The 10,575-nt window shown below is 72.8% G+C and carries 10 protein-coding genes; 7 read left to right on the top strand and 3 right to left on the bottom strand.

Annotation, left to right across the window (positions count from 1 at the left end; translation table 11 throughout):
* Nucleotides 1-4: 4 nt before the first annotated feature.
* Nucleotides 5-976 carry an aminoglycoside phosphotransferase family protein gene (locus FNH08_RS33580; RefSeq protein ID WP_152775303.1) on the top strand — a complete coding sequence of 324 codons (972 nt, stop codon included), beginning with the start codon at nucleotides 5-7 and terminating at the stop codon, nucleotides 974-976.
* Here FNH08_RS33580 and FNH08_RS33575 read toward each other — a convergent pair.
* Together FNH08_RS33575 and FNH08_RS33570 are read right to left on the bottom strand one after the other, a co-directional pair.
* Complete coding sequence (locus tag FNH08_RS33575) at nucleotides 957-1,637, bottom strand: gamma-glutamyl-gamma-aminobutyrate hydrolase family protein (protein WP_322725933.1); 681 nt, start codon at nucleotides 1,635-1,637, stop codon at nucleotides 957-959. The two genes, FNH08_RS33580 and FNH08_RS33575, sit on opposite strands and share 20 nt — an antisense overlap.
* Before the next feature lie 119 nt (nucleotides 1,638-1,756).
* Complete coding sequence (locus FNH08_RS33570; RefSeq protein ID WP_152775299.1) at nucleotides 1,757-2,491, bottom strand: FadR/GntR family transcriptional regulator; 735 nt, start codon at nucleotides 2,489-2,491, stop codon at nucleotides 1,757-1,759.
* Between the two features lie 198 nt (nucleotides 2,492-2,689).
* Between FNH08_RS33570 and FNH08_RS33565 the strand changes: the two genes are divergently transcribed.
* Genes FNH08_RS33565 through FNH08_RS33555 form a run of 3 tightly spaced genes read left to right on the top strand, consistent with a single transcriptional unit; the run spans nucleotide 2,690 to nucleotide 6,292 of the window.
* Nucleotides 2,690-4,060, top strand: coding sequence for a glutamine synthetase family protein (locus FNH08_RS33565; protein WP_322725932.1), 1,371 nt, complete (start codon nucleotides 2,690-2,692; stop codon nucleotides 4,058-4,060).
* Between the two features lie 11 nt (nucleotides 4,061-4,071).
* Nucleotides 4,072-5,457 (top strand): aldehyde dehydrogenase family protein, encoded by a 1,386-nt coding sequence (locus FNH08_RS33560; RefSeq protein ID WP_152775298.1) that lies wholly within the window; start codon nucleotides 4,072-4,074, stop codon nucleotides 5,455-5,457.
* Nucleotides 5,458-5,464: 7 nt separating this feature from the next.
* Nucleotides 5,465-6,292 (top strand): 3-oxoacyl-ACP reductase, encoded by an 828-nt coding sequence (locus tag FNH08_RS33555; RefSeq protein WP_152775297.1) that lies wholly within the window; start codon nucleotides 5,465-5,467, stop codon nucleotides 6,290-6,292.
* A 75-nt stretch (nucleotides 6,293-6,367) separates the two neighbouring features.
* On the opposite strand, the gene FNH08_RS33550 is transcribed toward FNH08_RS33555, so the two are convergent.
* The gene (locus tag FNH08_RS33550; RefSeq protein ID WP_152775296.1) at nucleotides 6,368-7,570 is read right to left on the bottom strand and encodes an amino acid deaminase/aldolase; all 1,203 of its coding nucleotides are present in this window, start codon (nucleotides 7,568-7,570) and stop codon (nucleotides 6,368-6,370) included.
* A gap of 117 nt (nucleotides 7,571-7,687) precedes the next feature.
* Here FNH08_RS33550 and FNH08_RS51070 point away from each other — a divergent pair, with 117 nt between their 5' ends.
* From FNH08_RS51070 to mycP, 3 genes are all read left to right on the top strand, one after another.
* Nucleotides 7,688-7,828: a hypothetical protein gene (locus FNH08_RS51070; RefSeq protein WP_194238703.1), complete on the top strand. Its 141-nt coding sequence runs from the start codon at nucleotides 7,688-7,690 to the stop codon at nucleotides 7,826-7,828.
* A gap of 299 nt (nucleotides 7,829-8,127) precedes the next feature.
* Nucleotides 8,128-9,384 (top strand): hypothetical protein, encoded by a 1,257-nt coding sequence (locus FNH08_RS52420; RefSeq protein ID WP_228034504.1) that lies wholly within the window; start codon nucleotides 8,128-8,130, stop codon nucleotides 9,382-9,384.
* A gap of 14 nt (nucleotides 9,385-9,398) precedes the next feature.
* Nucleotides 9,399-10,575 (top strand): type VII secretion-associated serine protease mycosin (mycP, locus tag FNH08_RS33540; RefSeq protein ID WP_152775300.1); only part of this gene is annotated, 1,177 nt, incomplete at its 3' end.

Genomic DNA, 10,575 nt, shown 5'->3' with positions numbered 1-10,575 from the left:
GGACATGACCTCCCTCGCCCCACCGGCCGTAGGCGTTCGGACGCCCTGGGAAGCCCTCCCCACCACCGTGCGCGCCGCCGTCGCGGACATGCTCGGCGCACCCGTCGCACGGGCGGTCACGCAGACGGGCGGGTTCTCACCCGGCGTGGCCGCACGGGTGACCACGGCCGGAGGCCGACGGGCGTTCGTGAAGGCGGTGAGCGCCGAGGTCAACCCCGTCAGCCCGGGGATGCACCGCGAGGAGGCCCGGAACGCCGCAGCCCTGCCCCCCGACGTCCCCGCGCCCCGGTTCCTCGGCTCGTACGACGACGGCACCTGGGTCGCGCTCGTCTTCGAGGACGTGGCGGGACGGCAGCCGACCGTGCCGTGGCGCGAATCCGAGCTGGCACTCGTGCTGGACGCCGTCGGAAAGTTGAGTCGCACGCTCACGCCCGCGCCCTTCGACGCCCCCACCGTCGTCGAGAGCCTGGCCGAAGCCTTTCGCGGCTGGCAGCAGGTGATCGACGAGGGAGACGAGGGAGACGAGGGAGGCGACGGAGCAGTCCTCGACCCCTGGACCGTGAGCCATCTGCCGCACCTCGCCGAGCTCGCCGCCTCCTGGACCGGCCTCGCCGACGGCGACACCCTCGCCCACTGCGACCTCCGCGCCGACAACATCCTGCTCACCGAGGACGGGCGTGTCGTGTTCGTCGACTGGCCGCACGCACGGCGAGGGGCCGCGCCCTGGTTCGACCTGCTGCTCATGCTGCCGTCCGTGCGGGCACAGGGCGGCCCTGATCCGGAGGAGGTGTTCGCCGCGCATCCCCTGGGGCGCGACGCCGAGTCGGACGCGGTCACCGCGACCCTCGCGGGCTTCGCCGGGTTCATGATCAGGAACTGTCGGCAGCCTCCGCCGCCCGGTCTCCCGACGCTGCGTGCCTTCCAGCGGGCGCAGGGCGAGGCCGCGCTGGAGTGGCTCAGGAAGCGGCTCGGATGAGGGCGCGCATCACGCGCGTGTCCTCGCCCATCTCCGGATGCCACTGGACGCCCAGCACCCAGGCCCGACCGGGCAGCTCGACCGCCTCCACGGTGCCGTCCTCGGCGTACGCCGACGCGACGAGCCCCTCGCCGAGGCGGTCCACCGCCTGGTGGTGGTACGTCGGCACGGCGGTCCCCTCGGGCGCGATGTCCGCGTACAGGGTGCCCGGCACGGGCTTCACCGCGTGCCGGCCGAACTCACCCACCTGCGTGACGTGGCCGTCCAGGTGCTGGATCAGCGTTCCGCCGAGGGCCACGTTGAGGAGCTGCATGCCGCGGCAGATCCCCAGGAGCGGGGTTCCGGCGGCCAGCGCCGCGCGGATCAGGGCGAGCTCCCAGGCGTCGCGCTCCGGCGCGGGCGGACCGGTGCGGGGGGAGCGCTCGGCGCCGTACTGGGCGGGGTCGACATCGGGGCCGCCCGCGATCACCAGGCCGTCGAGGCGGGCGACCGTCTCGACGGCGTACGACGGATCGTCCGGCGGCAGCATCGCGGCCAGACCGCCCGCCGCCTGGACCAGTCGCGGGTAGCCGACCGGCAGCAGCGCGGCCTCCAGCTCCCAGACGCCCCAGCGCGCGCCGGACTCCAGATACGTACTCACACCGATCAGCGGCCTGGCCACGCGGTTCTCCCTCGCACTCAAGTGGTTCGTACTCACGAGGACGCCTCCTCAATGGGGCACGTTCATACCTTTGCCGGGTCCACGTCGGAAGGCAAGTGCCGCCCAGCGGCCCGGCCCCCTCACGCCAGGAACCCCCGCAACAGCGCCGCCGTCCCCGCGCAGTGCTCCCGCGTCATCTCCCGCGCCCCGTCCGCGTCCCCGTCCAGCACCGCCTCGACGATCGCGCCGTGCTGCCGCTGCGAGTGCTCCAGGTTCCGGACCAGCAGCGGGATGCAGTCGAGCAGGTCGTTGACCGTCGCGCGGACGGCCGCGTACTGGGCCGTGAGGGACGGGGAGCCGCTCAGCTCCGCGAGCGTGAGGTGGAAGAGGGTGTCCAGCCGACGGTAGTCGGTCAGCGGCGCGTCCTGGGTACGGGCCAGCGCCTCGCGGAGGCGGTCCGCCCGCTCGCCGGTCAGACCGTGCGACGCGCACAGCCCGGCCGCGCCCACCTCCAGGACCTCGCGGAAGCGCAGCACGTCCTCGATGTCGACCCTCTCGATACGGCGCCGCAGCTCGTCCTGGCCGCCCACGTCGGTCCGGGGGAGCACGAACGTGCCGCCGTACCGTCCGCGCCGCGACTCCACCAGCCCCTGATCCTGAAGCACCTTGAGGACCTCGCGGAGCGTGACCCGGCTGATCCCGAGCCGCTCGGCCAGCTCCCGCTCCGCGGGCAGCCGCTCGCCGCCGGGCACCAGGCCGAGCCGTACGACTTGCAGGATCTGCTCCAGGGCCTCCTCGAAGCCGTTGCCCGCCCGTACCGGACGCAGCACCGGGGCCAGCCCGTCGTACGGGCCGCTGTCAGGTTCCACCGACATCCGGCCGTGCCCCCTTCCCAAGCAAAGGTTCTCCGCAATACCTTAGGGCTCTCGGCCCGGGTGAAGAAGCCGGCGGAAGCCGATATGAGTCGGCGGAAGCCGATCTGAGTTGGCTGAAGCCGGCGAATGCCGGAAGAAGCACCGAGCCCGGCCGAAGAAGCGCGTACCAGCGCGACACAGCCCGAAGGAGGCCCTCCCGTGGCAGACCGCACACCCCCGCTCGGTGTCGAGGAACTGCACGCCCTCGTCGCGGGCGGCGAGATCGACACTGTCGTCCTGGCCTTCCCGGACATGCAAGGACGTCTCCAGGGCAAGCGGTTCGCCGCGCGTTTCTTCCTCGACGAGGTGCTCCAGCACGGGACCGAAGGCTGCAACTACCTGCTCGCCGTCGACACCGAGATGAACACGGTCGACGGGTACGAGATGTCCTCCTGGGACCGGGGCTACGGCGACTTCGCCATGCACCCGGACCTGAGCACACTGCGCCGGGTGCCCTGGAACGAGGGTACGGCGATGCTGATCGCCGACCTCGCCTGGAACGACGGCTCCCCGGTCGTGGCCGCGCCCCGCCAGATACTGCGCCGCCAGCTCGACCGGCTCGCCGAGCTCGGCTACACCGCCCAGGTCGGCACCGAGCTGGAGTTCATCGTCTTCAAGGACACGTACGAGCAGGCGTGGGACGCCAACTACAGAGGGCTCACGCCGGCCAACCAGTACAACATCGACTACTCGGTCCTCGGAACGGGCCGTGTCGAGCCCCTGCTGCGCCGGATCAGGAACGAGATGGCGGCGGCCGGGCTGACCGTCGAGTCCGCCAAGGGCGAGTGCAACCCCGGCCAGCACGAGATCGCCTTCAAGTACGACGAGGCCCTGGTCACCTGCGACCAGCACGCCGTCTACAAGACCGGCGCCAAGGAGATCGCCGCGCAGGAGGGCGTGTCGCTCACCTTCATGGCCAAGTACAACGAGCGCGAGGGCAACTCCTGCCACATCCACCTGTCGCTGGCGGACGCCGACGGCGCGAACGTCATGGCCGGTTCCGCGACCGACCCCGGCGGCATGTCGCCCGTCATGAGGCACTTCCTCGCCGGACAGCTCGCCGCGCTCCGGGACTTCTCGCTGCTGTACGCGCCCAACATCAACTCCTACAAGCGGTTCCAGCCGGGGTCGTTCGCCCCGACCGCCGTCGCCTGGGGCCACGACAACCGCACCTGCGCGCTCCGGGTCGTCGGCCACGGCCGATCCATGCGCTTCGAGAACCGCCTCCCCGGCGGTGACGTCAACCCGCACCTCGCCGTCGCGGGTCTCGTCGCGGCCGGGCTGTACGGCATCGAACAGAAGCTGGAGCTTCCCGAGGCGTGCCCGGGGAACGCGTACACCGCCGAGTACGCGCACGTGCCCACCACCCTGCGCGAGGCCGCCGAGCTCTGGGAGAACAGCCCCATCGCCAAGGCCGCCTTCGGCGACGAGGTGGTCGCGCACTACCGCAACATGGCGCGCGTCGAGCTGGACGCCTTCGACGCCGCGGTGACCGACTGGGAGCTGCGCCGCTCCTTCGAACGCATGTGAGAGGTCCCCTGTTGTCCGAGCAGCACGAGCAAGAGTTGTATGAGCTCCAGGTACTCAACCCGGCCACCGAGGAGATCGTCGCCACCGTCCCGGCCGCCACCGCCCAGGACGTGGACGCGGCCGTCGTACGGGCCACCCGGGCCCAGGCCGAGTGGGCCGCACTGGCCCCCGGCGACCGCGCCCGGCTGCTGCGCCGGTTCGCCGTCGCCGTCGACGAACACCTCGAAGAACTCGCCCAGTCGGAGGTCCGCGAGGCCGGCCACACCATCGGCAACGCCCGCTGGGAGGCAGGCAACGTCCGCGATCTGCTCGACTACGCGGCCGGGGGAGTGGAGAGGCTGACCGGCCACCAGATCCCGGTCCCCGGCGGCCTGAACGTCACCATCCTCGAACCGCTCGGTGTCGTCGGTGTCATCGCGCCCTGGAACTTCCCGATGCCCATCGCGGCCTGGGGCACCGCCCCCGCGCTCGCGGCCGGCAACGCGGTCCTCCTCAAGCCCGCCGAGACGACCCCGCTCACCGCTCTCCGCCTCGCCGAACTCGCCCTGGAGGCAGGGCTCCCGGAGGGGCTCTTCCAGGTGCTGCCCGGCCACGGGCCCGTCACGGGCAACGCGCTCGTCGAGCATCCCGGCGTCGCGAAGATCGTGTTCACCGGGTCCACGGCCGTGGGCAAGCAGGTACTGGCGAAGGGCTCGGCCCTGCTCAAGCGCGTGACGCTCGAACTCGGCGGCAAGAGCCCCAACATCGTCTTCGCCGACGCCGACCTCGAAGCAGCCGCGGCCGCCACCCCCATGTCGTTCCTCGACAACTCCGGCCAGGACTGCTGCGCCCGCACCCGCATCCTCGTGCAGCGGTCCGTGTACGACCGGTTCCTCGACCTCCTCACGCCCGCCATCGAGTCCGTCCTCGTCGGCGACCCGGCCGACGAGAACACCCAGATGGGTCCGCTCATCTCCAAGGTCCAGCTGGACCGCGTCCGTTCGTACGTCGACCCGGACGCGCCCGGCATCCGAGGCAAGGCCCCCGAGGGGCCCGGCTTCTGGTTCCCGCCCACCGTCCTGACCGGAGCCGAGCCCCACGCGCGCGTGGCCGTCGAGGAGGTCTTCGGGCCGGTGGCCGTGGTCCTGCCCTACGAGGACGAGGCGGACGCGATCCGGCTCGCCAACGACACGCCGTACGGCCTCTCCGGCTCCCTGTGGACCCGTGACGTCGGCCGGGCGCTGCGCGTCTCCCAGGCCGTCCGCGCGGGCAACCTGTCCGTCAACTCCCACTCCAGCGTTCGCTACTGGACCCCCTTCGGCGGCTTCAAGCAGTCGGGGATCGGGCGCGAGCTCGGCCCGGACGCGCTCACCGCCTTCACCGAGACCAAGAACGTCTTCATCAGCACGGAGGCCTGAGCCGCTCATGACCGACAGCACCGACAGCACCGCCAGCGCCACCGGCACCGCCAGCACCGAAGACAGCATCTGCCGCCGCCTCGTCGGCCGTACCGCCGTCATCACCGGTGCCGGCAGCGGCATCGGCCTCGCCACCGCGCGCCGACTCGCCTCCGAAGGGGCCCACGTGGTCTGCGGCGACGTCGACGAGACGCGCGGCAAGGCCGCCGCCGACGAACTCGGCGGAATCTTCGTGAAGGTCGACGTCACCGACCCCGAGCAGGTCGAGGCGCTGTTCAAGGCCGCGTACGACACCTACGGCAGCGTCGACATCGCCTTCAACAACGCGGGCATCTCACCGCCCGACGACGACTCCATCCTGGAGACCGGCCTGGATGCATGGAAGCGCGTCCAGGAGGTCAACCTCACCTCCGTGTACCTGTGCTGCAAGGCGGCGATCCCCTACATGCGGCGGCAGGGCAAGGGCTCCATCATCAACACCGCGTCGTTCGTGGCCCGTATGGGCGCCGCGACCTCCCAGATCTCGTACACGGCCTCCAAGGGCGGTGTGCTGGCCATGTCCCGTGAGCTGGGCGTCCAGTTCGCGCGGGAGGGCATCCGCGTCAACGCGCTGTGCCCGGGCCCGGTCAACACACCGCTCCTACAGGAACTGTTCGCCAAGGACCCCGAGCGGGCCGCCCGCCGCCTGGTGCACATCCCGCTCGGGCGGTTCGCGGAGGCCACGGAGATCGCGGCCGCCGTCGCGTTCCTCGCCAGCGACGACTCGTCCTTCGTGAACGCCACCGACTTCCTGGTGGACGGCGGCATTTCGGGCGCGTACGTCACACCGCTCTAGTCACGACACCGCTCCGGTCACACGAAGCCCCTGGTACGCCACCGCAGCCGCGCGCCAGGGGCAAGGTCCGGCCGACTACAGGAACGTGTGGCCCTCGCCGCGATACGTCGGCACGGTCGCCGTCACCTCGTCGCCCGCCACGAGGTGCAGCACCTCGAACCGCTCGCACAACTCGCCCGCCTTGGCGTGCCGGAACCACACCTTGTCGCCGATGAGGAGATCGTCGGCGGGCGCGCCCAGCAACGGCGTCTGGACCTCGCCAGGGCCCTCCTGAGGGTCGTACTTCAGCCCCTCCGGCAGATACGGGACGGGCAGCCGGTCGCGGCCCGCGGCGCCCGAGGCCGGGTAGCCGCCGCCCAGGACGGTGACGACGCCGACGCCCGGCCGGCGGACGACGGGCTGCGCGAAGAGCGCGGCCGGACGCCCCCGGAACGAGGTGTAGTTGTCGAAGAGCCGCGGGACGTACAGCCCCGACCCGGCCCCGATCTCGGTGACCGCGTCCTCGGCGGCGGTGTGCTGGACGCTGCCCGTACCGCCGCCGTTGACGAACTCCAGGTCGGGCGCCACGGCACGGACGGCACGTACGACCTCGGCGCGCCGCTCGGCGAGCTCCCTCTTCGCGGCGGCCTGCATCAGCCGCACGGCCCGCGAGCGGAACGGACGCCCCGCGAGCGAGTCCCCGACACCCGCGATGTGCCCCTCGTAGGCCATGATGCCGACCAGCTTGAACCCGGGCCGCCGGGCGACCGTACGGGCCATCTCGGCGACCTGGGCGGGGGAGTGGAGCGGGGAGCGCCGGGCGCCGACGCGCACGCGCCCGCCGAGCAGCTTCAGTGACGTGTCCAACTCCAGGCAGACACGCACGACTTCGGAACCACCCGCGCGGGAGTCGTCGATCAGCTGGAGCTGGGCCGGGTCGTCGATCATGACGGTGACGGCGGCGGCCAGCTTGGGATCACCGGTCAGCTCGGCATAGCCCGAGCGGTCCGCCGACGGGTAGGCGAGCAGGACGTCGTCGAAGCCGGACCGCGCCAGCCACAGGGACTCAGCCAGGGTGAAGGACATGATGCCCGCGAACCCCTCGCGTCCCAGGACGCGTTCGAGGAGGGCCCGGCAGCGGACGGACTTGCTGGCCACGCGGATCGGCTTGCCTCCGGCCCTGCGGAGCAGGTCGTCGGCGTTCGCGTCGAAGGCGTCCAGGTCGACGATCGCCACAGGGGCGTCGAGATGAGCGGTGGCCCGGTCGTAGCGGGCGCGGTCAGCGGCACGGGCAGTCATGAACGAAGCCTGCCAGACTCGATTACCGCTGGGTAGGGGGATGTTCCGGGCAGATCCCCCAGGCCTGCGGACTGGTTCACTCTCGGCGCGCGTCAACCCGTAAAGTGACGCGAGCGCATGGGGACGACCTCGGCCGGGGATGGCCATGCCCCGCCACGGGTACGGATGCTCATGGCGGACACCCAGGCAGGCGGCCTCGGCGCGACGATCGCTCCCCATGAGCGGTCGTACGCCCGGACGGTCTCCGAGGCGGCCTGACACGAGGAAACGGGGGGTGCATGAGCACCGAAGCGCGTCGTGCCTCCATCCCCCCACGCCCCACGACTCCACCCCGTCCACCGGCGCCTCCGCGGAAGCCCGGTGCGAACGGCTCCGCCGCGTCCGGGGACACCGGGCCGGGGTCCACGCCGGAGGCGCAGCCGGACTCCGCCACCCGGGGCCGTGCGCCGGGGGGCTCCGTCTCCACGAGTGCTCCGTTGCCTCCTCCGCACCCCACACCCTCGCCCGATCCGGCACCGCCACGCCCGCAGCACCCTCCGACGGCCGGTGCACCGCCCATGCCGCCCTCCGCCCCGCCACGGACACCGTCGGGTGCCTCCCGCGACACGGGCTCCTCGGGGCCGGGCACCGCCGCACAGCGGCCGCACGACTTCCGCCGAGCCGCCGCACAGAGCACCTCCCAGGCCGCCCCGCCCCCGCCCGTGGCCTCGTCGCGGTTTCCCGACGCGCCACCGCCGGCGTCGGCGGGCTCCGCAGGACCCGCGGACACAGTGACCCGGCCGGGTGGCGAGCCGACCGGCGCCGCCGGCGCTCCGCCCAGGCCCACGGCCCCGCCGCGCCGTAGCGCCCTGTCCGAGGAGGCGCACACCGAGTCGACCACCCGGCTGCGGCCCGTCCGGGACGAGGAACCGCTCGGCTGGACACCCGCGTCGAGTGCCTCGCGGCGCTCCGTCGAGGCGCTCGACGCGGCACTCGGCGTACGCCCGGGGCGCCGCCCGTACATCACCTTCGCGCGGCCCGAGACGTACCACCCCGAGACGCACGACGACATCCGCACGCGCCCCAGCCGTTCCCGCGCCCTGGCAGCCGCCACCTGCGTAGTCCTCGGCCTGGGGCTCATCGGCGGGGCGGTGACCGGGAGTTGGCTCACCGGGGACGCGGACGCCGACGGCGACCGAGGAGGCTTCGCGGCCGCCGAACAGCTGTGGCACAGCGTGCCCGTCGACCAGTTGTTCCCGCGCACCGTCGACGGCGAGGGCGCCGGCCCTGGCGGCGCCGACCGGACCTGGACGCGGATAGCCGTGGCCCCCGACAGCCGCTGCCGGGACGCCTTCGACCCGCTGCTCCGCAAGGCCCTCGCCCCGGTCGGCTGTCTGCGGCTGCTCCGCGCCACCTACACCGACGCGACCCGCAGCCATGTCACCACCGTGGGCCTGCTCTTCACCACGGCCGACTCCGCCGCCATGTCCTCCCTGAAGTCCCGCTTCGGCAAGGAGGGCCTGGACACGCGCACCGACCTGATGCCGCTGCCGTACGCCGCGAAGGGCACCGTCGCGGCCGGCTTCGGCGCGGGCCAGCGTGCCTCCTGGACCCTCTCCGTCCTCACCGACGCGCCGGTCGTCGTCTACGCCGTCTCCGGCTTCGCCGACGGCCGCACCATCACCGAGCCGCAGCCCGCCGAGGAGGCCATGAAGCCCGGCGCCACCACCACGCCCGCCCAGGCCGGCCTCGGCCACGAGGCACAGGGCCTCGCCGACCGCGTGGAACGCCGCTTCCGCAAGACGGTCGCCTCGGCCGGGGACGACGCCTCATGACCCGCACGACGCTCATGAGGGCCCGCACCCACCGCAGGGCCGGCGCGCACCACAGGATCGGCACGCACCGCAGGGCCGGCGCGCTGAGCGTCCTCCTCGCCGCCTCCCTCGCCCTCGTCCCGTCCACCACCGCCCACGCGGACAACATCCGCTCCCAGCAGTGGGCCCTGGACGCCATGCACACCCGGGAGGTCTGGCGGACCACCAAGGGCGCGGGCGTCACCGTGGCCGTCCTCGACACCGGCGTCGACGACGAGCACCCCGACCTGGTGGGCAACGTCCTGCCCACGAAGGACATGGTCGGCTTCGGGGCGAGCCGGGGCGACGCCACCTGGGCCAAGCACGGCACCGCCATGGCCGGGATCATCGCCGGCCACGGACACGGCCCGGGCGGCGAGGACGGCGTGCTGGGCATCGCCCCGGCGGCCAGGATCCTCCCGGTGCGCGTCATCCTCGAGGACAAGGACCCCGCCCGCTCCAAGGCCCGCACCACCCGGGGCAACGCCCTCGCCGAGGGCATCCGCTGGGCCGTCGACCACGGCGCCGACGTCATCAACATGTCCCTGGGCGACGACTCCAAGTCCGCCCACCCCGAACCCGCCGAGGACGCCGCCGTCCAGTACGCCCTCAAGAAGGGCGCCGTCGTCGTCGCCTCCGCGGGCAACGGCGGTGAGAAGGGCGACCACATCTCGTACCCGGCCGCCTACCCGGGCGTCATCGCCGCCACCGCCGTCGACAAGTTCGGGACCCGTGCCTCCTTCTCCACCCGCCGCTGGTACGCCACCGTCAGTGCCCCCGGCGACGACGTCGTCATCGCCGACCCCGACCGCAAGTACTACGAGGGCTGGGGCACCAGCGCGGCCGCCGCGTTCGTCTCCGGCGCGGTCGCCCTCGTCCGGGCGGCCCACCCCGGCCTGACCCCCGCACAGATCAAGCAGCTCCTGGAGGACACGGCCGACGACGCGCCGACGGGCGGCCGGGACGACTCCTACGGCTTCGGTTTCGTCGACCCGGCGGCCGCGATCAAGGCGGGCGGCAAGCTCGAACCGGAGGGGCTCCACCCTGCGGCGTACGGCCGGAAGTTCTTCGGATCCGGCCCGGACGCGGCCCAGGACGACGACAGCGCCCTCACCTGGGCGGCCCCGGTCGCGGGCGGCCTGGGCATCCTGCTGCTGGGCGGGGCAGTGATGC

The organism is Streptomyces spongiae (assembly GCF_009377185.1).
GTDB classification, from domain to species: Bacteria; Actinomycetota; Actinomycetes; order Streptomycetales; family Streptomycetaceae; genus Streptomyces; species Streptomyces spongiae.
This window is presented reverse-complemented; position numbering and strand designations above follow the sequence as displayed.

Bases quoted from the DNA above. Each gene is read 5' to 3' on its own strand.
- FNH08_RS33550 (WP_152775296.1), bottom strand. From the start codon at position 7,570: ATGACTGCCCGTGCCGCTGACCGCGCCCGCTACGACCGGGCCACCGCT.
- FNH08_RS33570 (WP_152775299.1), bottom strand. From the start codon at position 2,491: ATGTCGGTGGAACCTGACAGCGGCCCGTACGACGGGCTGGCCCCGGTG.
- FNH08_RS33580 (WP_152775303.1), top strand. From the start codon at position 5: ATGACCTCCCTCGCCCCACCGGCCGTAGGCGTTCGGACGCCCTGGGAA.
- FNH08_RS33555 (WP_152775297.1), top strand. From the start codon at position 5,465: ATGACCGACAGCACCGACAGCACCGCCAGCGCCACCGGCACCGCCAGC.
- FNH08_RS51070 (WP_194238703.1), top strand. From the start codon at position 7,688: ATGGGGACGACCTCGGCCGGGGATGGCCATGCCCCGCCACGGGTACGG.
- FNH08_RS52420 (WP_228034504.1), top strand. From the start codon at position 8,128: ATGCCGCCCTCCGCCCCGCCACGGACACCGTCGGGTGCCTCCCGCGAC.